Source organism: Paenibacillus sp. CFBP 13594 (genome assembly GCF_014842675.1).
Lineage (GTDB): Bacteria > Bacillota > Bacilli > Paenibacillales > Paenibacillaceae > Paenibacillus > Paenibacillus amylolyticus_B.
This window is the reverse complement of record NZ_JACYVQ010000002.1, coordinates 166,673-189,349: the sequence shown is the minus strand read 5'-3', so window position 1 is coordinate 189,349 and position 22,677 is coordinate 166,673. Positions and strand designations below refer to the sequence as shown.

At 47.8% G+C, this 22,677-nt stretch carries 20 protein-coding genes; 16 read left to right on the top strand and 4 right to left on the bottom strand.

Annotated elements, in window-relative coordinates:
* Positions 1–8 precede the first annotated feature (8 nt).
* Together IFU39_RS08175 and IFU39_RS08170 are read left to right on the top strand one after the other, a co-directional pair.
* On the top strand, positions 9–467 hold the full coding sequence (locus IFU39_RS08175) for an OsmC family protein (protein WP_192132148.1): 459 nt from the start codon (positions 9–11) through the stop codon (positions 465–467).
* 58 nt (positions 468–525) lie between these two features.
* On the top strand, positions 526–1,116 hold the full coding sequence (locus IFU39_RS08170) for a DUF2062 domain-containing protein (RefSeq protein WP_036670565.1): 591 nt from the start codon (positions 526–528) through the stop codon (positions 1,114–1,116).
* On the opposite strand, the gene IFU39_RS08165 is transcribed toward IFU39_RS08170, so the two are convergent.
* Positions 1,094–2,023, bottom strand: a complete 930-nt coding sequence (locus tag IFU39_RS08165; RefSeq protein ID WP_105598333.1) for an AEC family transporter — start codon at positions 2,021–2,023, stop codon at positions 1,094–1,096. The two genes, IFU39_RS08170 and IFU39_RS08165, sit on opposite strands and share 23 nt — an antisense overlap.
* A gap of 215 nt (positions 2,024–2,238) precedes the next feature.
* On the opposite strand from IFU39_RS08165, the gene IFU39_RS08160 reads away from it, so the two are divergent.
* From IFU39_RS08160 to IFU39_RS08100, 13 genes are all read left to right on the top strand, one after another.
* Positions 2,239–3,321, top strand: coding sequence for a lactonase family protein (locus tag IFU39_RS08160; protein ID WP_192132146.1), 1,083 nt, complete (start codon positions 2,239–2,241; stop codon positions 3,319–3,321).
* A 386-nt stretch (positions 3,322–3,707) separates the two neighbouring features.
* Entirely contained in the window at positions 3,708–4,340 is a 633-nt protein-coding gene (gene hxlA / locus IFU39_RS08155) for a 3-hexulose-6-phosphate synthase (protein ID WP_036670570.1), read from the top strand.
* Positions 4,341–4,344: 4 nt separating this feature from the next.
* On the top strand, positions 4,345–4,908 hold the full coding sequence (hxlB, locus tag IFU39_RS08150) for a 6-phospho-3-hexuloisomerase (protein WP_105598336.1): 564 nt from the start codon (positions 4,345–4,347) through the stop codon (positions 4,906–4,908).
* Between the two features lie 259 nt (positions 4,909–5,167).
* Positions 5,168–5,527 (top strand): winged helix-turn-helix transcriptional regulator, encoded by a 360-nt coding sequence (locus tag IFU39_RS08145; protein WP_062833989.1) that lies wholly within the window; start codon positions 5,168–5,170, stop codon positions 5,525–5,527.
* Between the two features lie 499 nt (positions 5,528–6,026).
* The gene (pepF, locus tag IFU39_RS08140) at positions 6,027–7,829 is read left to right on the top strand and encodes an oligoendopeptidase F (RefSeq protein WP_192132144.1); all 1,803 of its coding nucleotides are present in this window, start codon (positions 6,027–6,029) and stop codon (positions 7,827–7,829) included.
* A 124-nt stretch (positions 7,830–7,953) separates the two neighbouring features.
* On the top strand, positions 7,954–8,454 hold the full coding sequence (locus IFU39_RS08135) for a DUF2500 domain-containing protein (RefSeq protein ID WP_342345645.1): 501 nt from the start codon (positions 7,954–7,956) through the stop codon (positions 8,452–8,454).
* 235 nt (positions 8,455–8,689) lie between these two features.
* Positions 8,690–10,183: an FGGY-family carbohydrate kinase gene (locus tag IFU39_RS08130; RefSeq protein WP_192132143.1), complete on the top strand. Its 1,494-nt coding sequence runs from the start codon at positions 8,690–8,692 to the stop codon at positions 10,181–10,183.
* 1 nt (position 10,184) lies between these two features.
* A complete protein-coding gene (locus tag IFU39_RS08125) occupies positions 10,185–10,946 on the top strand; it encodes a DeoR/GlpR family DNA-binding transcription regulator (protein WP_192132141.1) in 762 nt (253 codons plus the stop codon).
* A gap of 244 nt (positions 10,947–11,190) precedes the next feature.
* Positions 11,191–11,919 carry a (Fe-S)-binding protein gene (locus tag IFU39_RS08120; RefSeq protein WP_091031478.1) on the top strand — a complete coding sequence of 243 codons (729 nt, stop codon included), beginning with the start codon at positions 11,191–11,193 and terminating at the stop codon, positions 11,917–11,919.
* Positions 11,916–13,436, top strand: a complete 1,521-nt coding sequence (locus IFU39_RS08115; RefSeq protein WP_192132139.1) for a LutB/LldF family L-lactate oxidation iron-sulfur protein — start codon at positions 11,916–11,918, stop codon at positions 13,434–13,436. Before IFU39_RS08120 ends, IFU39_RS08115 begins: the two co-directional genes overlap by 4 nt.
* On the top strand, positions 13,426–14,151 hold the full coding sequence (locus tag IFU39_RS08110) for a LutC/YkgG family protein (protein ID WP_192132137.1): 726 nt from the start codon (positions 13,426–13,428) through the stop codon (positions 14,149–14,151). The genes IFU39_RS08115 and IFU39_RS08110 overlap by 11 nt, the downstream gene beginning before the upstream one ends.
* Positions 14,152–14,366: 215 nt before the next feature.
* Complete coding sequence (locus tag IFU39_RS08105) at positions 14,367–14,921, top strand: glutathione peroxidase (RefSeq protein WP_192132135.1); 555 nt, start codon at positions 14,367–14,369, stop codon at positions 14,919–14,921.
* Positions 14,922–15,218: 297 nt separating this feature from the next.
* Positions 15,219–18,392, top strand: a complete 3,174-nt coding sequence (locus tag IFU39_RS08100) for a bifunctional cytochrome P450/NADPH--P450 reductase (RefSeq protein WP_192132133.1) — start codon at positions 15,219–15,221, stop codon at positions 18,390–18,392.
* Positions 18,393–18,591: 199 nt separating this feature from the next.
* Here the strand turns inward: IFU39_RS08100 and IFU39_RS08095 are convergent, their stop codons facing one another.
* Positions 18,592–19,014, bottom strand: a complete 423-nt coding sequence (locus tag IFU39_RS08095) for a hypothetical protein (protein ID WP_192132131.1) — start codon at positions 19,012–19,014, stop codon at positions 18,592–18,594.
* A gap of 124 nt (positions 19,015–19,138) precedes the next feature.
* On the opposite strand from IFU39_RS08095, the gene IFU39_RS08090 reads away from it, so the two are divergent.
* Entirely contained in the window at positions 19,139–19,483 is a 345-nt protein-coding gene (locus IFU39_RS08090; protein WP_091016960.1) for a hypothetical protein, read from the top strand.
* Positions 19,484–19,654: 171 nt separating this feature from the next.
* Here the strand turns inward: IFU39_RS08090 and IFU39_RS08085 are convergent, their stop codons facing one another.
* The gene (locus tag IFU39_RS08085; RefSeq protein ID WP_192132129.1) at positions 19,655–21,310 is read right to left on the bottom strand and encodes an MGH1-like glycoside hydrolase domain-containing protein; all 1,656 of its coding nucleotides are present in this window, start codon (positions 21,308–21,310) and stop codon (positions 19,655–19,657) included.
* Positions 21,311–21,339: 29 nt separating this feature from the next.
* Positions 21,340–22,668, bottom strand: a complete 1,329-nt coding sequence (locus IFU39_RS08080) for an ABC transporter substrate-binding protein (RefSeq protein WP_192132127.1) — start codon at positions 22,666–22,668, stop codon at positions 21,340–21,342.
* Positions 22,669–22,677 lie beyond the last annotated feature (9 nt).

Sequence of the window (22,677 nt, the reverse complement as noted above, 5' to 3'; positions counted from 1 at the left end):
TGAATATCATGAAACATCCTTTTCATCTGAAAGCGGTATGGAATGGTGGGCGTAACAGTGAGGGAACAATCGATGCAGGTGGATTAAAAACGGTCATATCGATTCCGAAGGATATGGGCGGACCCGGTACGGGAACTAACCCGGACGAGATGCTGCTGGGTGCAGCCTCCACCTGTTACCTGATCACACTGGCAGCGATGCTGGAGCGTTCGGATATTACGCCGGATGAATTGACGCTTGAATCGGAAGCAACGGTAGATGTTACGAATAACGTATTTACGTACGAACGGATCGTACATAGACCCCGGATTGTACTCAGCCAAGATGCTTCAGAGGCGGATCTGACCAAGGCTGAGCGCCTGGCGCATAAGGCTGAATCATCCTGTATGATCTCCCGAGCGGTGGCAGGTAATGTCCAGATGGAGACACAACCGGTCATTGTTACTACAGGAGCTAACGCGGTGTGATATACTGAAGAATAGACGATTCAAGTTGTCATTTGTGTAAAATAAGGAGTAATTCGGTATGAACACACAGAAGCGCAAGACTAACCGCTGGGTACGTTTAACACGTGCTATGAAGCTGAATTTTCTCAAATTGTTACGTGCTCCCGGAGGTGCCCATAAAGTATCTACCGGATTTGCCATAGGGTTCGGACTGGAACTGATCGTGATCTCGACCGCTTCCCTGATATATCTCGTATTTTATCCAATTGTGCGATTGTCTGGGGGTTCGGTGCCAGCAGCGATTGTTGGTAATGTGATCGGGAAACTTACGTTTTTACCTATTATCCTGATGCCGCTCGCGAAACAAATTGGCTCATGGATATTGCCTGCTCACAGCATGGGACAGGGACCGGTACATGAGAGTGCATTCATGGAGCTGTTTCGGGGGAACTGGTCGGCCGTGAGTGAATTGTTGCTTGGTGGACTGGATATTCTGGCGGGTATGTCCGTGTTTGGTGTCATTTTAGGTGTGATATCGTACTTTGTCGTGAAATTTTTCTACGTCAGAGCGCTCAACCGGCGTTATGAACGCCGGCTGGAGAAACGCCGACAAGCGGATATCGCTTCGGTATCACCTCCGGTGTTAATCAGGAAGCCATCACAATCATAATGGGCAGCATGAACATGGATGCAGCAGTTGTCCACAGAATGCAGCGCGATACAAACTGCGGTGAAGCATTGAACTGTTCAGCCAAAATAACGGCGTTCACTGCGGTGGGCATGGATGCGAGGATCAGCAGCACACTGAACAACGTACCTTCGACCTGAAGAGCGGTCAGAATCAGCCAGGAGAGGATTGGCGCAGCTGCGAGACGCACCACAAGTCCGGTCCAGAAGGCTCGGCGTACATTGGGCAACCAAGGCACCGTTGCCCCTTTGGGTCTGAGCATCTGTGCTCCCAGAATGGCGAGAACGACAGGAGAGTAACCCATAGCCAGCATGGCAATCCCTCCATCCAGTGCTTCAGGCAGGCTCAGATTGGACGCACGCAGCGCAATGGCGATGCCAGCAGCATAGATGGATGGCATGCGGAAAACGGACAGAATCGCATTTTTTACGGTGAATTCGGATCTCGCGGCAAAAAAGATACCTACCGTATTAACAATAATCATCTGTCCAATAACGTAGACAGAAGCCTTGTCCAGTCCAAGCTGACCAAAGGCAAGCAGTACAAGCGGGAGCCCGTAATTCACGCAGTTCGTAAACGTGGAGACGAGGGTGAGACCCGCTTTTTCGCTTGCACCCAGACGGAAAATCCGGCTTAACAGCTCGGCGAGTGCCCACAGGGCAATCAGATTAATAATAGAGAACCAGAACGTGCTGGTGACGTCCGTCCAGGTAATCTCTGCATGCAGCAATGTATTGAAGATGAGCGCAGGGCTCAAAATATAAAGGGAAAAGGTCGAGAGCGACCGGGTATCCCAATTCTTGAAGCGTTTTAACAGAATACCTCCAATCACGGGAAGTGAGATCGGCAGGAACACATGGTATAACGTGAGTAAAAATGAGTGAAGCAATGCAATTCAGTCCCTTCTGGATGAAAAACTGATCTTATCATAGCAGAAGATGCATCTCATATGAATGGATATCAGTATGATCATGTTGTTGTAATCGCCTTGTTTAACTAAGGATTTCCCTGCTGGGCAGCGACAGCGGATTGCTATTTTGATATGGCAGATTTATTATAGAAGAGGTGCAACAAGATTACATACACATAGAGGAGGAAACTGTAATGAGTGAATCAAAACGCTTGCTCGTACTTGCTGGCTCTTACGCTGAAGCGGAAAATGAGGGCATTTATGCATATGAATTGAATGAGGATACAGGCAGCTTGTCCAAGCTTGACGGCATCGCGGGCGTGAAAAACCCAACGTTTGTCAACGTGGATACTGAGGGTAACAAACTGTATGCGATTGGTGAAACAGCGTCAGTTGAAGGCAACAAAATGTCTGAAGCGGTAGCTCTGAGCATTGATCCTTCTACAGGAAAATTATCGTTGCTGAACCGGAATAACTCCATTTCAGCTCCGCCATGTCACATCCAGCGTGACCCTTCCGGCAAATACTTGATTCTCTCCAGCTACCACGGTGGTCTGGTAGGTCTGCAAGCCTTGACGGATAACGGTGAAGTTGGAGCGCTTCTGGACGAGAAGAAACATGAAGGACAAGGTGCGCATCCTGAACGTCAGGACAAGCCACATGTTCACTCCGCATTCTTCAGCCCGGATGGTAAATACATGATGGTACAGGATCTGGGCGCGGATAACATTGCGATCTATTCCATCGATGCAGACAAAAATGAACTTGTGCTGCACAGTGAAACCAAAACACATCCGGGAGCAGGCCCACGTCACTTGGCGTTCCATCCGAATGGTCAATTCGCTTATGTGATCAACGAAGTGGATTCTTCCATTACTTCGTTCAAATATGATGCAGCAGCGGGTACGTTGACTGAATTGTCTACAGTATCCACTCTGCCTGATGGATATGATGGCAAAGAGAATACAACAGCGGAAATCACCGTTTCCAATGATGGACGTTATGTATATGGTTCTAACCGTGGACATGACAGCATCGTTGTATTTGCAGTAGATGCAGACAAAGGTCACCTGACACTGGTTGAGCATGTATCTGCTGAAGGTGAGCACCCACGTCATTTTGCTCTGACACCTAACGGCAAATTGCTGATCGCAGCTAACCGTGATACGAACAACCTCGTGACATTCACGGTGGATCAGGAGAGCGGCCGTCTGAAATACACAGGTCACAGCACAGGTGTATCCAAGCCGGTATGCGTGAAACCAGTATATCTGTAAAATGATAAATTTCTAAACCAGCCCTGGCTGGATTGAAAATGATAACGATGATAAAGATAAAGACTCTGCCAGGTGGCGGGGTCTTTTCTATTGAATATCTTATTGGATGATTAGGCTGCTGCTCTGCTGTAAGCGGGTGGATTGGAATAGAGGATTAATTCTATATTTGATTCACCTAACAACGAAAGATTATCAATAGTATCTCCCAAGTAACTACCCCACTTCAAAGTGCGTACTTCCTGAATGGATAGTCAGGGTCTACAATGAGTGAGTAGCCAAAAACAAACACTGCATGCATCTGAACAGACCAATTGGTGCAGGCTAAATATCTGATTATTATTTTTACAGGAACGAATCATACTTGAACAACAAAGGAGAAATAAATGATGAAATTGCAATTGGCGCTCGACTTGGTAAATATCCCTGAAGGTATCGCACTGGTTAAAGAGGTTGAACAATATATTGATATCGTTGAGATTGGTACACCAATCGTTATTAATGAAGGTTTGCACGCGGTAAAAGCGATGAAAGAAGCATTCCCTAATCTGCAAGTTCTTGCAGACCTTAAAATCATGGACGCTGGTGGTTATGAAATCATGAAAGCTGCTGAAGCTGGTGCGGATCTGATCACTGTGCTTGGGGCAACCAATGACAGCACGATCAAAGGTGCAGTAGCAGAAGCGAAGAAACAAAACAAACAAGTTCTTGTGGACATGATCAATGTGCCTAACCTTGAACAACGTGCTCGTGAAATTGATGCGCTTGGCGTAGATTACATCTGTGTACACACAGGTTATGACCTGCAAGCTGAAGGACAAAGCCCGTTCGAAGATCTGCAAACGATCAAAGCTGCTGTGAAAAATGCTAAAACGGCTGTCGCTGGTGGAATCAAGCTGGAAACATTGCCAGAAGTGATTAAAGCACAACCGGATCTGGTTATTGTAGGCGGCGGTATCACAGGACAAGCAGACAAAGCGGCAGTTGCAGCTGAAATGCAACGTCTTGTTAAACAAGGGTAAGCAGATGGGCAAAACACAGTACGCAGCTGACATCTTGAAGGAGCTGGAACGTACGTTAAGCCAGATCGATGATGCAGAGATGCAAGCGATGGCTGAACACATTCTGGCTGCGGAACAGATTTTTGTAGCAGGAGCAGGCCGGTCAGGACTTATGGGAAAGGCTTTTGCCATGAGACTGATGCAGATGGGGCTTCGTGTATATGTGGTGGGCGAGACCGTTACACCCGGGATCAGCTCGAAGGATTTCCTCTTGCTGTGCTCTGGCTCAGGAGAGACAGGCAGTCTCGCAGCGATGGCTAAGAAGGCTAGTCAAGCAGGAGCACCTGTCGGCCTGATTACGATCAAGCCAGAGTCCACGATTGGTCAATTGGCAACTACGGTAGTGCGCCTTCCGGCTTCAGCCAAAGAGGACACAGCGACTTCCGGAGCGGAAGTAACCATCCAGCCAATGGGCTCGCTGTTTGAACAGGGACTGTTAATCGGCATGGATGCTCTCATCCTTACGATGATGGAAATGAAGGGTATGACCGGAGCGGATATGTTTGGCCGCCACGCGAACCTGGAATAGTGAATAGATGAAAGACCGGAATCCTTTGATCATGAAGGGTTCTGGTCTTTTCTGCGATACATATCTGTATAGGTTTTATCCGAGATTTACAGTTAAACTTTGCATCCCGACCAGGCTGTAGTAGAATTAATAGATAGCTGTATCGAATGAATGTACTTATTACATCATGCATGGAGCGGAAAGCTTCCCTCGTGTGAAGTGTCCCCGTGATATGTGTAATATACGCGATATAAGATTGAAGATGAGGGGGCTCGGAGCCATGGCAGCCGAAGTCAAGGAACGGATTAATCTGAAAGAAATCAACTGTGAGAAGGAATTGACGCTTGCGGTAATTGGTGGCAAATGGAAACTGATTATTTTGTGGCATTTGGGTCTGGAAGGCACCAAACGTTTCAGTGAGCTGAAACGCCTAATCCCTCATATTACCCAGAAGATGCTGACCAACCAGCTTCGTGAGCTGGAGGAAGACAAGCTGATTGAGCGCAAGGTGTATGCAGAGGTCCCTCCTCGGGTGGAATATACGTTGACAGATCACGGCCAGAGCCTGATGCCTGTGCTGCACGCAATGTATAACTGGGGTAAAAATTACGGTGAAAATGTAATCTGGAAAGAAAGCTAAATAGTAAGATTTACAATGAACCGCCGGAAAATGGATACTTCCATAACCAGCGGTTTTTTAGTTACTTTTAAACCATGGTCACATGAGCAAAAGTTTATACGAAACGTAGGGGACAGAAATAGCTAGAAGAAGCGGAGCTAAAAGCTTTCTGAAAGAAAGCTACATCGGAAGCATACGCCTCGCCTTTTTCCAGATGCCCCTTTTATATAGATTGAACTAAACATTCACACGAGAACGTAGAGGACAGAAAGAACCTGAAGAAGCGGAGCGTTCGCCTTTATCACCGGATTTTCACCTTTATAAAATTGAATCAAAAAATTAGGGGATAACAGCGATCGGAAGGTTGTTCTGTCATCGGAGTGGTAAGTGTGAATATTCTTTAGTCCAATCTATACTCTCCTGAACCAAAAGTCTCATTATTTGCAAATGTCATGTATACATAAACCGATTATGATACGATGAGAGATATTGGAAAATACAAGGAGGATGACAACTAAAGATGGAAAAAATACGTACACGTGCTGAGGTAGATCAGGAATCCACATGGGATCTGAGAGACTTGTTTGTAACCGATGTAGAGTGGGAGCAGGAACTTCGATCACTTCCTAAGGCTGCTGCCCAGATTGAAACATTCAAAGGACGTCTGGGCGAAGGCGCTGAACAATTGCTGGCTTGTCTGGATGCGCGTGAAGCTTTGCAGGAGCGTATCGGCAAGACAGCTTCTTATGCTCGACTGAAGCAGTCAGAGGACAGCACCAATCCGGTCAATATTGAGAATTCGGCCAAGGCAGGAGATATCCTATCAAATCTGTCGTCATCCTTGTCTTTTGTCAATTCGGAGATCGTTGATCTGCCGGAGGGAACCGTTGAACGTTACCTTGCAGAACTTCCGGGATTGCAGCCGTATGCTCGGAGTTTGGAGCGTTTGATTCGAGAAAAAGCACATCGGCTTACCCCAGAGACCGAGAAGGTACTCGCTTCACTAGGAGAGGTACTGGATTCGCCATATCGTATCTATCTGCGCGGTAAACTGGCAGACATGACGTTTGACGATGCTCTCGATGAAGAAGACAATAATCGGCCACTGTCCTGGTCATTCTATGAAAATAATTATGAGATGTCATCCGATACCAAGCTGCGCCGCTCTGCTTATGCTGCGTTCAGCTCGACATTAAATGATTACAAAAATACGTTTGCAGAAGGTTATGCAACCGAAGTGAAGAAGCAAGTTGTGTTATCCAGGCTGCGTGGTTACGACGATGTTACAGATATGCTTCTTAGCCCACAGCAAGTAAGCAAAGAGATGTACAATAATATTCTGGATATTATCCAGCAGGAACTCGCACCTCATATGCGCAGACTGGCCGCTCTCAAGAAACGTGAGCTGGGTCTGGACAAGCTGATGTTCTGTGATCTGAAGGCCCCGCTTGATCCTGAATTTAGCCCTGCCATTACATATGATGAGGCGTGCACACTCATCCGAGAAGCACTTGATGTGCTTGGGCCAGAGTATGGCGAGATCGTAGAGCGCGCATTCAGTGAACGCTGGGTGGATTACGCAGATAATGCAGGCAAATCCACAGGGGCATTTTGTTCCTCTATATATGGTTCACACTCCTATATCTTGATCTCATGGGCGAACAATATGCGCGGAGCATTTACACTTGCCCATGAAGTGGGACATGCAGGCCACTTTATGCTTGCGGGACGTTACCAACGGCTCACGAATACAAGACCATCACTTTATTTCATTGAGGCACCATCGACCATGAATGAAATGCTGCTGGCAGATCATCTGTTGAAGCGTTCCGATAATCCGAGAATGCGTCGTTGGGTCATTTTGCAACTGTTGAATACGTATTACCATAACTTCGTTACGCATCTACTGGAAGGTGAATTGCAGCGCAGGGTATATGCACTCGCAACTAATGATGAGCCGATTACGGCGAAGACGTTAAGTCAGCTCAAAGGGGACATCCTCTCTGAATTCTGGGGACCTGATCTGGTGATTGATGAAGGGGCCAAGCTCACGTGGATGAGACAACCTCATTATTATATGGGACTGTATCCATATACCTATGCGGCAGGTTTGACCGCTTCCACAGCGGCAGCACAGCAGATTCGGGAAGAAGGACAGCCGGCGGTAGATCGCTGGCTTGAAGCACTCAAAGCCGGTGGAAGTCTCACGCCGCAGGAGTTAATGAAGCTTGCAGGTGTCGATATGTCCGGACCCGAGCCGATTCGCTCTGCGGTTGCTTATGTCGGCAGTCTGGTCGACGAACTTGAACGTCTGTATTCCTGATCTGGTTCATATAGTATATGGACAAGGCAGAACGGGTTGTCTGCATGCACCGCCTTCCTTGCGTGGGGGCGGTGCATCTTATTTTGCAAGGGGAAAGGAACGATGATGAATGGCGTTAACGAGCGTGTCCTCATCGATGGGCCAATTAAGCGTGGACGGCTTTGGTGTGTTTGACGACATGAGTGGAGTACCGGGTTTTGAAGGCAATCAGGGTGGTTTTTTTTCGGGATTGAATGAGTTTGGTGCCATGGGTGCGTTTGCTTCCATTTTTATTGGTGCCGTATTTCTTATTGTTGCGGGTGTGATTGTATATGCCATCATCTCAGGGGTACGCACATGGTCATCGAATAACGCAGCGGCCTTGTTAACCCTGCACTCAACGGTGGTGGCCAAACGAACGGAAGTATCAGGTGGCAGCGGGGATAGCAGTGCGACTACCCGGTATTATGTTACATTTGAATTCGACAATGGGGAGCGCGCTGAACTAATTGTTGGCGGAAACCATTATGGCATGATGGTGGAAAATGATCGAGGGATGCTGACGTATCAAGGGACACGTTTCAAGCATTTTGAGAGAGATGTACAGCCCCAGTCGGGAGTAAACAATGGTCAATTTTATACGTAAAACAAGAACTGCGGCTCCTCCCAAGTGGGAGAGAGTCGTTTTTGGTATACCCAAAAGAAAGAAAAACCGAAGGGTATTCAAACGCTTACAATGGTGATATACTCGTAAAATAAAGTAAAACAGTATCAAACAAAAACAAACAAACAATAAATACAGCATAAAGTACAGGATTACGGACTGAAATAAGAGATGCCGTTTGGAAAATAGGATGGGTTCGAAAGGTTGGTGAAGCGCGGTGAGTGTGCTGGCTTATGATTTGGGCGCTGGGAGCGGGAGAGCGCTACTAGGACATCTGAATGATCGAGGGATCGAAACGAGCGAAATTCATCGGTTCAAGAATGAACCAGTGAAGGTTGGCGAGCGGATGCACTGGGATATTCTGCGTTTGCATCATGAATTGTTGCAAGGGCTTACTCTTGTGAAACAGCAGGGAGAACAGCCGGAGAGCCTGGGGATCGATTCCTGGGGCGTTGATTTTGGTCTGCTTGGCAGTAATGGTGAGCTTCTGGGTAACCCGTATCATTACCGTGATACACAGTTTAACGGCATGATGGATCAGGTACGCCAAGAACTGAGCTCTCAGCGAATCTTTGAACGTACAGGGATTCAGTTTCTTAGCTTTAATACCCTGTATCAGTTGGCAACCCTTCAACGTAGCGGTTCTCCGCTTCTTCATGAAGCAGAGCGGTTTCTCATGATTCCGGATCTGCTTCGATATTTCCTGACGGGAGAAGCCGTGAATGAGTTCACCAATGCCACGACAACACAATTATATAATCCATCGGAGGGTCAATGGGACGGTGAGTTGCTGAAGCATATTCGCATTTCGGAGAAACTCTTTGGTGAAGCGGTGATGCCTGGCACCCGTGTTGGACAATTGCGCAGTAGCATCTGTAACGACCTTGGCCTTTCTCCTATACCTGTGATCGCCGTTGCGGAGCATGATACGGGTTCAGCCGTTGTGGCTGTTCCTGCAACGGAACGTTCATTTGCTTACTTGAGCTGTGGAACCTGGTCCCTGATGGGGACGGAGATAGATCATCCTGCGATTAGTGCCGAGAGTCTGGCTTTGAACTTCACGAATGAAGGCGGGGCGGGTGGAACATTCCGTCTGCTTAAGAACATTATGGGTCTATGGATTTTGCAGGAAAGCATGCGGGAGTGGGAGCGTCAGGGGCAGGGAATTAGCTACAATGCGTTATTGGCAAAGGCGGAACAGGCACCTCCATTTGCAAGTTTGTTTGATCCGGATGATGAACTGTTCATGCCAGCAGGAGATATGACTACCCGAATACGCCAGTATTGCCGTGATACAGGGCAAGTGGTACCCACGGATCAGGGGGCTATTGCCCGGGCAATTCTGGAGAGTCTGGCATTGAAGTATAGAAGAGTTCTGGGATGGACGGAACAATTATCGGGACAGTCGTTCAACGGATTGCATATGGTCGGTGGAGGTATCCAGAACCGCCTGTTATGTCAGTGGACTGCGAATTCCATTGGCAAGCCGGTATGGGCGGGTCCAGCAGAGGGAAGTGCTATCGGGAATATGGCTGTGCAATGGATGGCGAGTGGAGCTTTTAAGGATATCTGGGAAGCTCGCAAGGCTATTCGTGATTCATTTCCGGTAACTGCGTATGAGCCGCAGGACGGGGCAATCTGGGAAGAGGCTTACGGCAGATTTCTGCGTGTGACGGCTTCAGCTACTTCACAAGCGGGGAGTGAGATGTAACATGTTGGCAGCCGAGCGGTATGACCGGATTGTGGAGATGGTGAATGTTAAGGGCAGTATGCGTGTATCCGAGCTTAGTGAGCGCTGCCGGGTGACGGAGGAAACCATCCGGCGAGATCTGGATCGTCTGGAACAGGCAGGACGACTGCGTCGCTCTCACGGTGGTGCCGTGAGTGTGAAGGAAGATCAGCCGGAGATCCCTTACCGGATCAGGGAGACAACCCATGCGGAAGAGAAAAAGCGGATTGCACAAGCGGCTCTGGCGATGATTAATCCGGGTGATCGCATTCTGTTGGATGCGAGCACAACGGCAGGTTATATGGCAGCGAACATGCCGGATTTCCCGCTGACGGTTTTAACCAACTCGATTCAAATCGCCACCGAACTCAGCAGCCGTGACAAGGTTGAGGTCATCTCAACAGGAGGCCAGTTGGCATCTCGCTCGTTGTCTTTTGTTGGGCCGCTCGCGGAGCGTTCTCTGGAAACGTATCACGTGGATAAAATGTTCATGTCGTGCAAAGGTGTACATCTCGAAGGTGGCGGAATCAGTGAATCCAATGAACTCCAGGCAAGGCTGAAGCAGAAGATGGTTGGCATATCCGATCAGGTCATCTTACTTGCCGATGCCAGTAAATTTGGTGTCCGTGCTTTTGCTCGTGTATCCGGGTTAGATGCAGTCCATACGATCGTTACCGATCAGCCATTGGAGGCTGAACAGACAGACCGTTTGAGTGGATACGACATAGGGATTATTACAGTTTAAGCTTTTAGAATTTACTAATATAAAATGAACTAAACATTTACACGAAACGGAGAGGACAGAAATAACTTGAAGAAGCGAAGCGTGCGCCTTTATCCCCGGATTTTACCCTTTAAAAAGTAAATTTAAAAATCTGGGGATAACAGCGATCGGAAGGTTATTCTGTCATCGGAGTGTTCATTGTAAATATTCTTATTCAATATTTTTAGTCAATCATCTACTAATCAGTTAATAGGAGCGTGTAATTATGAAGGTCTCCTTATTCATTACCTGCCTCAGCGATGCCATCTATCCCCGAGTGGGGGAGGCCATGGTTAGATTGCTCGCCGCTCATGGCGTTCGGCTGGATTTTCCGCCAATTCAGACCTGCTGTGGTCAGCCATCCTACAATAGCGGGTACTGGGATGAGACTCGGGTAGCGGCCAAAACGATTCTTGAAGCGTTTGACGACAGTGATTTTGTAGTCTGTCCTTCGGGATCGTGTACGTATATGATTCATCATTATCCCGAACTGTTCGCGGATGAACCGGTGTGGTTGGAGAAGGCAAAACGATTGGAAGCCAAAGCCTATGAATTCACTCAATTCCTCGTTCAGGTACTCGGGATAACCGATCTGGGCGCACATTTTCCGCACAAAGTAACCTATCATCCATCCTGTCATGGCAGCCGTCTGCTGGGTGTAAAGGATGAACCGATGGCATTGCTATCCCAAGTAAAGGGACTGGAATTGGTTCCACTGCCGTTTGCTGAGGATTGCTGCGGGTTTGGGGGTACGTTTGCCATTAAAATGTCCGATATTTCGGGAGCGATGGTGACGGAGAAAGTTGATCATGTCAAAGAGACCCAAGCCGAAGTGCTGGTTGGTCTGGACATGGCCTGTCTGATGAATATCGCAGGTAATCTGCGTTATCGGAATGAACCGGTGCGTGTGATGCATCTGGCGGAACTACTGTATGAGGGGGTGCGAACAGGATGAGCCAACCGGGAGTTATGGATACTACGGTCAAAGAACGTGCCGGACTGGCCTTGAATGATGATTTTCTGCGTAAAGCGGTCAAATTCACAACAGAACGATTGCGTAACGGGAAGAAGTCGGCCTCAGAAGAACATGGAAACTGGGATGAATGGCGGGAACGTGGACGTCAGATTCGTCTGCATACGATTGCGCATCTGGATTATTATCTGAATGAATTTGTGAATAACGCCCGTGCGAACGGGGTCCATATTCATTTTGCAGATACATCGGTAGAAGCAGCGGCGATTGCACTCGATATTGCGGCTCACAAACAGGCGTCTACAGTGGTAAAGTCCAAATCGATGGTGTCGGAGGAAGTACATCTGAATCATGTGCTGGAGTCGGCGGGTATTGAAGCTATCGAGACCGACCTGGGTGAATACATCATACAGTTGGCAGGCGAAGCCCCATCTCATATTGTCATTCCAGCCATCCATAAGAACCGCTATCAGATTGCAGAGTTGTTATCGAAGGAAGCGGGTGAAATTCTGGAGCCGGACACAACGGTACTTGCCGGATTTGTTCGCAAAAAGCTGCGCGAGAAATTCCTTGAAGCAGATATCGGCATGACCGGCTGCAATTTTGCGATTGCAGAGACAGGTTCCATGGTTTTGTTCGAAAATGAAGGTAATGCCCGTATGGTATCCACTGTTCCAAAAACGCAGATTACACTGATGGGTATGGAGCGCATCATCCCGTCGTGGACGGATCTGGAGGTCATGGCAACCTTGTTGCCGCGTTCTGCAACAGGTCAGAAACTGACAATGTACATGTCAGGCATCACAGGTCCGCGTCGTACAGCGGATGCCGATGGACCAGATGAAATGCACATTATTATCGTGGACAACGGTCGATCCTTACAGCTCGGTGATCCTGAATTCCAGGAGTTGCTGAATTGTATTCGCTGTGGTGCTTGTCTGAATGCTTGCCCGGTATATCGTCATATTGGAGGTCATGCCTACGGCGGAACCTATAGTGGTCCGATTGGCGCGGTACTGACACCTGCACTCAATGGCAACATTGATGAATGGAACGATATTGCGGGAGCATCGAGTCTGTGCGGAGCCTGTTATGAAGCATGTCCAGTTAAAATTCCATTGCATGATATGCTCGTTTATCTACGCAGGCGTAAAGTGGAAGATGGCCATGGAAACAAAATGGAAAGCATGGGCATGAAGGGATTTGCTGCCGTTGTATCCAATTCCAAACGTTTCAGTGCGGCCATACGTCTGGGACAGATTGGGCAGAAGGCAATTGTACGCAACAACGGCATTTCTCTCAAGCTGGGTCCACTCAAAGGCTGGAACAATTATCGGGTTGCGCCAAGTCTCGCCAAGAAATCCTTCCGGCAACAATGGAACAAGCTGGATCAGGAACTGAACGAGGAGCAACAAGCCATGGATTCTTCCGTTCGCAGCCGTATGGAGCAGATTATTCGTGAACGAGAAGAAGGGGAGGGGAAGAAGCATGGTCACTGAACATCAGCAATGGCTTGCACAATTGGAGAAGAAGTCCATTGAGAAACAGGAGCAGTTTATGAATGACATTGCTTCGAAATTGAGAAGACCAAGGCAACGCCAAGCGCCGACCCAACCCTTTCGGGGAGCACCCGACTTTTGGACTGAATTGGAATGGGATGAAGAGAAGCGTATTCAAGCATTCACCGATAATTTTGTGAGTGTAGGAGCCCACATTGCCCGGGTTCAGAACATGGAAGAAGTGTCTCAATTTATTGCTAACAAATCTCATGAACTGAGTGCCAGATATATCATTCGTCAAAATGAAGAGGCGCTTGAGGATCTCGGTTTGGAAGCGCAGCTCCCGGATGTACAGATCTCAGTCTGGAATAGTCAAGCCGATGAGAACTGGAAGGCTCGTGCAGCTGAGGCTGATATCGGTGTGGTCATGGCGGATTATGCAACAGCATACACAGGCTCGGTTACTGTACTTTCTTCACCGGAAAAAGGTCGCTCGGTTAGTCTGTTGCCTACGGTACTCATCATCATTATTCCAGTAGACCGACTGTACACCAGACTGGGGGAGACGCTGGATCGATTTGACGAAGCGGGAAGAGAGAATCTTCCGGCAGGTATCCACTTTATTTCAGGGCCAAGCCGATCTTCCGATATTGAAAATGATTTAACCATTGGGGTACACGGACCAGGCATTGTATATGGTTTAATTATGGGTTAACGGTGTGCTGAGTGTGATGGCACATTATGATTTTGATAACTGTCCGAGATGCAGTATTTGACTGCTGAGGGCAGTTTTTTATTTGGTCTACTATAGTTAAAAACTATTAAAATTATATTAATTATATATTTCACCTATTAATAAGGGAGGTGTATAATCCATCTCAAGATAGAATTCATATGAGATACAAAAGACAAATAGGAGGATGAATATAGATGAGTATATTTTCTTACCAAGTTCCATTTATGGAGGCACACGAGGGTGATTTTGCTGCTTTTAAAGGGAAGGTTCTGCTTATTGTGAATACAGCAAGTCGGTGCAGCTACTCCCGGCAATTCAGTGAACTTCAGCAGATGTATGAGAAATATGGTGATCAGGGGCTGGAGATTCTGGCGTTTCCATGCAACCAGTTTAACGAGAAAGAACCTGGCAGTAGCGTTGAGATTGCCGAGTATTGCAGGAGTCAGTTTCAGATCTCCTTTCCGATCCTCGAGAAGGTTGAGGTCGTTGGGCAATTCATGCATCCTTTGTTCCGTTATCTGATTGAAGAAGCGCCATTTCAAGGTTATGATCTGGACACGAAGGAAGGACAGTGGATGGACACCTTTGTGAAGGAGAAGCATCCAGAATTGTACCAAGGAGACGGGATCAAATGGAATTTCACCAAATTCCTGGTTGACCGCAGCGGGAACGTCCGTGGCCGTTATGAAACGACAGTTGCTCCATTAGAGATGGAGTCGGCTATTCAGATTCTGTTAAAGAAATCATAAGTATATCTTAATCCCTGTCCTGAGGTCCTATGACTTTGGGACTGTTGAAGATTAGAACTGGAAATGTTAGGGTAAAAGAAGATAACGAAGTCCTCCATTTTTTTTATTCAAAAATGACCAATATACCATTTCAGTCAGTTGGTTTTATTATGGTTTTATCGTTATCTGGATGAAATATGAAAATGTGCAAAAAATAACTTGAATCTGTTGATCTGAAGAGTAAGTGCAATTGCGTTGTAATTAAGTCATTATTTTTTAGTTGTATAACTCTTAACTTGGAAAGAAGGAGTGAGCGTCATGCCACCAATTTCAGTACCTCAACCAAAAACATTTGGCCCGCTGGGTAATTTGCCGCAATTGAACTTTGAAGAGCCGGTGCAGTCCCTGGTGAAACTGGCTGAAGAATATGGACCGATCTTTCGTATGGAGTACCCCGGGCGAAGTGAATTGTATATTTCCGGTCACAAACTGGTCGCCGAGGTAACGGATGAATCCAAATTCGACAAACGTGTGTGGGCACCCCTTGCGAAGGTTCGTGCTTTTGCAGGAGATGGGCTATTTACGAGTTGGACCGAGGAGCCGAATTGGAAAAAAGCCCATAACGTACTGCTGCCAAGTTTCAGTCAACGTGCCATGCAGGGATATCACAACAAAATGATTGATCTGGCTGTGCAGCTGGTTCAGAAATGGTCACGATTGAACCCGGATGAGACGGTTAATGTTCCGGATGATATGACACGTCTTACGCTCGACACGATTGGACTCTGTGGGTTCAACTATCGGTTTAATAGCTTCTACCGGGAAGAACCACATCCATTCATTACGAGTATGGTCCGTGCATTGGATGAATCCATGAGTTCATTGCAGCGACTGCGTCTGCAAGACAAGCTGATGATCACCAAAAAGAAACAGTTTGAACAGGATATCCGTTCCATGTTCTCTTTGGTGGATCACATTATTGCCGAGCGTAAAGAGAAACCGCAGGAAGGCGCAGATGATCTGTTGTCCCACATGCTCAGCGGCAAGGACCCGGAGACAGGAGAAACGCTGGATGATGAGAATATCCGTTATCAGATTATTACATTCCTGATTGCTGGACATGAGACCACAAGTGGACTGTTATCCTTCGCCGTTTATTATCTGATGAAGAATCCGGATACGCTGGCTAAAGCTCAAGCTGAGGTGGATCAGATTCTGAAAGATCCGGTTCCCACGTACAACCAGGTTCGCAATCTGAAGTACGTTCGTATGGTTTTGAATGAAGCCTTGCGGTTGTGGCCGACGGCCCCGGCATTTTCTCTGTATGCAAAAGAGGACACGGTACTTGCGGGTCAATATCCTTTGCAAAAAGGAGACAGCGTCAGTGTACTTATTCCCAAGCTGCATCGTGACCGCGAAGCCTGGGGAGACGATGTAGAGGAATTCCGCCCGGAACGGTTCGAAGATCCGAGCAAAGTGCCGCATGATGCCTACAAACCTTTTGGTAACGGTCAACGGGCCTGCATTGGTCAGCAGTTTGCACTTCAGGAAGCAACGCTGGTACTGGGCATGGCGTTGAAGCATTTTGACTTCATAGATCATTCCGATTATCAGTTAAAGGTGAAAGAAACGCTGACGCTCAAACCGGATAACTTCACCATTCGTGTACGTGCGCGTGGGGGGCAGCCCGTCATGGCCGTTCCGGGTGTAGCGGTCGAAGAACCAAAGCCGATTGCCAAAAGAACAGAGCCGGATGCGGCCAATGCCCATCACACACCAATGCTTGTTCTGTACGGTTCCAATCTGGGTACAGCCGAAGGCATTGCACGTGAAATTGCCGATACCGCCAGATACCAGGGTTTCCGCAGTGAGGTCGCTGCGCTGGATGATCGTGTTGGCAAACTGCCAAAGGAGGGTGCCGTCATTATTGTCAGTGCATCCTATAACGGTCAGCCGCCAAGTAATGCCAAGATGTTTGTCGAGTGGATCGAACATGCAGATGCGAATGAATTCAAAGGTGTGCGTTTCGCGGTTCTTGGATGCGGTGACCACAACTGGGCCAGCACCTATCAGCGTATTCCGCGTTTAATCGATGAACAGTTATCTTCCAGAGGAGCAGAGCGGTTATCACCGCTGGGTGAGTCAGATGCCAGTGGAGATTTCGAGAAACAGGTGGGGGATTGGACAGAGCAATTATGGCCGGATCTCGCACGAACGATGGGACTGAAACTGAACACAAGCTCCAATAGCGAACGCAGTTCACTATCTGTACAGTTTGTCAGTGGGCTCGCCGTAACACCGCTTGCGGATACGTATGATGCTCATGTGGCAGAAGTGCTAGAGAACAGGGAGCTTCACGACGCGGGCAGTGAACGCAGCACACGTCACCTGGAGATTAAATTGCCTGAAGGCATAACCTACAAGGAAGGGGATCACCTGGGCATTCTGCCGCAGAATCCACCGGAACTTGTGGAACGTGTACTTCGTCGATACGGGTTTACCGGAACGGAGCATCTCGTTCTGGATGCATCCGGTCGGAGTGCCGCACATCTACCATTGCATCAACCGGTTAACCTGTATGATCTGCTCAGTCATAGCGTCGAGCTTCAGGAGGCGGCAACTCGTGCGCAGTTGAGAGAAATGGCAGCATACACCGTATGTCCACCGCATAAGAAGGAACTTGAAGCGCTGCTTGATGAATCTGTGTATATGGATGAAGTGCGGAATAAACGGATCTCCATGCTGGATTATCTGGTGAAATATGAGGCATGTGAACTGCCGTTTGAGCGTTTCCTTGAATTACTGCCTTCATTAAAAGCCAGATATTATTCGATCTCCAGTTCACCGCGTGTGCAACCCGATCAAGCGAGTATTACGGTCAGTGTTGTGCGTGCCCCGGCATGGAGTGGACAGGGAGAATACAGAGGTATTGCTTCCAACTATCTGGCTAACCTGAAGTCGGGTGACGAGATCGTGATGTTCACGCGGACACCGGAATCCGGGTTCCAACTGCCGGAGGATACACAGGTTCCCGTCATCATGGTAGGCCCGGGTACAGGGGTTGCTCCATTCCGAGGTTTCTTGCAGGCAAGGCATGTATTGAAGGAACAAGGTCAAGAGGTTGGCGAAGCCCATCTGTACTTTGGATGCCGAAATCCCGAGCATGATTATCTGTACAAAAATGAATTGGAAGCAGCCCAGCAAGAAGGGCTTGTGAAGCTTCATACGGCCTTCTCCCGTGTAGACGGGGAGGAGAAATGTTATGTACAGCATCTGATGAGAGACGATGCTCAGCATCTGATTCCTTTGTTTGAAGAGGGTGCGCATCTGTATATCTGCGGTGATGGCAGCAAGATGGCACCTGATGTGGAAGCTACACTCCAGCAGGCATACGCTGATATTCATGGCAAGTCCGCGAAGGAAGCAGAAGATTGGCTCAATCAGCTTCAGCAGGAAGGTCGTTATGCCAAGGATGTATGGACAGGAATCTGATGTACACATGTGAAGGGCCAGCTTGATCCTTAACTGGCTGAGCGGTGAGATACAGAAGCAGTTCTGTTCTCACCGCTTTTTGACATAAAATGATTCTTCAGCAGATTAGTGGTTGCATGGGTTATAATTATATATTGGAAGGGAGCACCCGTATGCAGACATTTGGAAAATATTGTATGGCTTGCGAAAAGAACCAGCTTTACTTCCGCCTACAAGGCCGTTTCAGGTTTTTTCTTCCGATGGTTGGCCGATAGATCGACTCGATGCTGGAAAGAGGAAATAAAATACGGGAAGGGACTCTGCCTTTTCCCTGAAGTTCAAGATAATCCAGTCCCACGCCCACAAGTCTGATATTGTTAAATGCATTCCTGGAAGGGAAAGTCGTGCGGATTCCCACTCGGACGCCTCGCCGTGTTCGAGGAATATCGAATACCCGAATGGAATTCAGACTAAGTGGAATGAATAACTGACGGTTTACTTTGATAAACTGCCTTGGATAGACACGACGAATACGTCCCGGTTCCAGCCCGGAGAGTGGAGTATTCAGTTCTGCAAGGTGCCCCTGGAGTTGTGCCAGGCGCTGCTGAAGTGTTTTTCCAGTATGGAGATGCTGCCAGCTCATAAGTATTCCTCCGTTCGCCATTTGTACCTAGTATATGAAGGAACGGGGTAGGAAGGTGTACGTTTGATAGCCCATGTTCGTTACGGCTAACGGGGTTTCATTTTATAATAGAGGAGTGATTCAAATGATCGTAGAGATGTATAAAGACCTCATTCAGGATGAGCGTGGCAATTATTATCTGGCAGTACAGATGGATGGCAATGAGCTTACACTCGTTAATGCATTCGTCGAAGCGGCATTCACACCTGAACTGATCTACAATGAAGAGTTCCGTGCCAAGCATAAGGAGATGGAAGGCGGGTTTGTAGGCAAAATTGCGATGGACCTGCTAAGGCACGATGTGGTCATGGGGATGAAGCAAATCGACCGAAAACTGTTGAACCTGTCAGAAGTTGAGCAGCAGTTCACGGTAAATTATATTGATACGATTGAATTTTATCGTCATCCGGCGTGGCAACGGAAGGTGTAAGGTAAACTCATCTCCTCTGTAACCAGAGCGAGAATGATTTCCGCAGTGGTAGTCAATTTCTATCTTGTGTCCTTATGAATAAGAAATAAAGAAATGTAAACACGCAAAAGGGAAAAGCGCAAGTGCAGGGGCAGTAAACCTCCGCAACTTGCGCTTTTTGCATACAAACCATTAACGATACGTAGGATAGATGATGCCAATATCGCGCTCGGTTTTCAAATTTCCATCAGCATAACGCTGCATTTCATTTCCTTTGATCTGAATCGGAATGCGCTTTCCTTGATAGTAAAGCTCTCCCTCGACGGTGCGGACGCTCATTCCAATTACGCCTTCCAGATGTCCACTATGATCCGTCACCAGTCGAATCCCTGACGGGCCATCCAGATGAACCTTGCCTTCCAGATATACCGTCATGCGATCAGGGGTGTTGACCAATTCATATCCTACTCCGTTGACTTTTCGGCTATAAGCCGTGTTGCCAGATACGACCTCGCCATGATCCATATCGATAGGGAGTAGACCGGTAAACCAGAGCTGATTCGATCCAACAGGCATAATTCCGCATAAACGCTCCACATAATCAAGGAGACAGAGGATGGAAGGGGAGTATGTCTCGGTAAAACCTTGTTCGCCGGTCCATGGGCTGAGTACCTGACCAAAACGCTTATCTTTGGATAGAGCGGACAAGATAGGCTGCATTACCCAGGTTAGCTCCACATATCGATGATGATACTCAAATGCGTGTGGTGCCCGAATCAGACTCAGAAAATTGGATGCCCCTCCCCAGCTGTTATAGGAGGAAAAGGGATCAAATCTGGGATCATCCATTGAAATTGATGTAAATGGGTATTTTGCGAAAAACTTGCTTGTATTCAACAAGTACCGACGCAGTAGATTATCGAACAATTCACGCTCGCCCACCTCGCAGGCCATCACGCGGAGCAGCACATCGGATTGCACTCTGACGAATTCGTCATTGCGATCCCGATCATAGAAGAACATATCCTGTTCGTCGTAACAATAACGGAAGAGACGTTCCAGGCTGGACTCGGCTTTGGCTTTCCAATCCGTTCCCGACTCCCCCAACTCCTCAGCCATGCGGGACAGATACATGCGCTGACAATAGATATTGGCGGTCAGATCTGGTGCCAGAAAAGGCAGAATTGGAGAATCCGGGTGATAGGCAGAAGCATCATTCATATAAGGTGTATCCGGAACATGCCAGAACCGGGGGGATAAGTCATGTCCAGTGTCAAACGTACTGAAAGCTTCTACACAGCCGCTTCCTCGGGTATTACGGTTGCGGGCAATCCACTCATCGTAACGAACCATAGCCTTATACATGGTGTTCAGGAAAGGCGACTGCTTGCCATGATTGTCATGAAGCTGATAGTGGTTCCATACACTGCGTGCCAGTGGAGTGACCAATTGGATTTGCCGGAAAGAGGGCCCGTTTGCCGTAAGTTTATACGGAAGCAATCCATCATCTCTTTGCTGCTCGGCTAATGCGAGGTACGTTGTTTCGGACACGGAAGGCAGCAGGCGAGACAGCAGCTCCGCATTGATGGTACCTGTGCTCTCTAACCAACATCCCAGATAGATGCCACCTTCTTGTAAAATGGGATCACTGTCTCCCATGGGCAGGATGCAAGCAAGCAATTTTTCCACTGCTGCATAATACGTAGCTTCCATTCGTCCGCCCGATGCTGCAAACCGGACACCCGACGCATGCCATTCCTGTAATAATTGCTGATCTTCCGGTTTAACAGGCTGAACTTGATCCATAATCGAAATGTTGCGCAGCCGATTCAGTATCTCTTCTGTCATATGTTCCTCCTCACAGATTCTGTTTCTGGTTATTGATTCGATTCAAAAATACGAACGGTTCCGTTATAGAAGTCGGAGACAGCTTGCTCTACACTTTTTCGTCCAAATCCGATCTCTTGATTTGTCGTCTGAGCTAACTTGGAGAACTCTGCAAATCCCGGAGGATTGTAACTCACCTCAAAAGGTTCAGTCTTCGTAGCTTCAGAGACAAGATTTGTATAGTTATAGACAATCTCCTCCACAGGGCCTGCACCTTCCTGAAGAAGAGTACGATTGGCTTCCGTAACGGGCACGCCGCGGTCATTACCGAGGATTTTGGCTGCTTCCGGATCATGAATCCAGAAGTCCATTAACATTGCCACTTCCTTCGGATGTTTGGTATTCGCGTAACCTGATAATCCCTGACTGGATTCAAATACAACACCCGTTCCCTTAGGACCTCGTGGTACAGGGAGAAGAACCAAAGGATCTTCCGTCAAGCTCTGGAATGCAGCGAGTTGGTTGGATGGTAGTAGAGTCATGGCTGCTTTGCCTGTGATCAACAGGGATTTACTGGTATCATCATGCGGGTTGGATACCTGCAATTCCGGTGTGACTACACCGCCGGATGCCGAAGTCTTTTCCCAATACTGGAACCATTCCAGAATGTCTTCCTTGGCGAATCCAAGTGTGCCATTTTTCATGTCATACAGTTGTTTACCCCGTTGTTTTAGATAAATATCCATCCCGTCGACGGTGAAATTATAGGTTCCATAGAAGCCGTCCCCGAGTTTGTCGGATAACTCCTTGCTGATGGCGGCATAGTCCGCCCAGTCCCAATCCGAAGCTGGCAAAGGCACGCCGGCTTTCTCAAAGAGTGCCTTGTTAACAACAATTCCCCGTGCGTTCGCACCGGCAGAGATATGTTGCAACTTCCCGTCGAGACGTCCGTATTCGATCATCGTTTCATCCATACCATCGAGATTCAGTTCGTTGCCAACATATGGGTCCAGGTTGAGCAGGACATCTTTTTTTGCATAATCAACGACATTTCCACCGAGGAAAAAGATATCCGGTGCTGTGCCTGATGCCAACTGGGTATTCAGCTTGTCGAAATATCCAGAGGAGGGTGCAAATTCTCCTGAAATTTTAATTTCCGGGTGTTTTGCCTGAAAGATCTTGAGGGCTTCATTCGTAATATCTGCCCGTTTCTGGTCACCCCACCACATGATGCGAAGTTCGACCTGTCCGCCCTCGGTAGTTCCATTGTTATTACCATCGCCTGTATTATTAGTAGCACCTGTATGGTCTGTTCCAGAGCAAGCTGTTACGAATAACAAAAGTGAAGTGATTATACCAATCATGAAACGTTTGAACATGGTGAATCC

Bases quoted from the DNA above. Each gene is read 5' to 3' on its own strand.
- hxlA (WP_036670570.1), top strand. From the start codon at position 3,708: ATGAAATTGCAATTGGCGCTCGACTTGGTAAATATCCCTGAAGGTATC.
- IFU39_RS08115 (WP_192132139.1), top strand. From the start codon at position 11,916: ATGAGCCAACCGGGAGTTATGGATACTACGGTCAAAGAACGTGCCGGA.
- IFU39_RS08095 (WP_192132131.1), bottom strand. From the start codon at position 19,014: ATGAGCTGGCAGCATCTCCATACTGGAAAAACACTTCAGCAGCGCCTG.
- IFU39_RS08170 (WP_036670565.1), top strand. From the start codon at position 526: ATGAACACACAGAAGCGCAAGACTAACCGCTGGGTACGTTTAACACGT.
- IFU39_RS08125 (WP_192132141.1), top strand. From the start codon at position 10,185: ATGTTGGCAGCCGAGCGGTATGACCGGATTGTGGAGATGGTGAATGTT.
- IFU39_RS08100 (WP_192132133.1), top strand. From the start codon at position 15,219: ATGCCACCAATTTCAGTACCTCAACCAAAAACATTTGGCCCGCTGGGT.
- IFU39_RS08145 (WP_062833989.1), top strand. From the start codon at position 5,168: ATGGCAGCCGAAGTCAAGGAACGGATTAATCTGAAAGAAATCAACTGT.
- IFU39_RS08085 (WP_192132129.1), bottom strand. From the start codon at position 21,310: ATGACAGAAGAGATACTGAATCGGCTGCGCAACATTTCGATTATGGAT.
- pepF (WP_192132144.1), top strand. From the start codon at position 6,027: ATGGAAAAAATACGTACACGTGCTGAGGTAGATCAGGAATCCACATGG.
- hxlB (WP_105598336.1), top strand. From the start codon at position 4,345: ATGGGCAAAACACAGTACGCAGCTGACATCTTGAAGGAGCTGGAACGT.
- IFU39_RS08105 (WP_192132135.1), top strand. From the start codon at position 14,367: ATGAGTATATTTTCTTACCAAGTTCCATTTATGGAGGCACACGAGGGT.
- IFU39_RS08110 (WP_192132137.1), top strand. From the start codon at position 13,426: ATGGTCACTGAACATCAGCAATGGCTTGCACAATTGGAGAAGAAGTCC.
- IFU39_RS08120 (WP_091031478.1), top strand. From the start codon at position 11,191: ATGAAGGTCTCCTTATTCATTACCTGCCTCAGCGATGCCATCTATCCC.
- IFU39_RS08175 (WP_192132148.1), top strand. From the start codon at position 9: ATGAAACATCCTTTTCATCTGAAAGCGGTATGGAATGGTGGGCGTAAC.
- IFU39_RS08090 (WP_091016960.1), top strand. From the start codon at position 19,139: ATGATCGTAGAGATGTATAAAGACCTCATTCAGGATGAGCGTGGCAAT.
- IFU39_RS08160 (WP_192132146.1), top strand. From the start codon at position 2,239: ATGAGTGAATCAAAACGCTTGCTCGTACTTGCTGGCTCTTACGCTGAA.
- IFU39_RS08080 (WP_192132127.1), bottom strand. From the start codon at position 22,668: ATGTTCAAACGTTTCATGATTGGTATAATCACTTCACTTTTGTTATTC.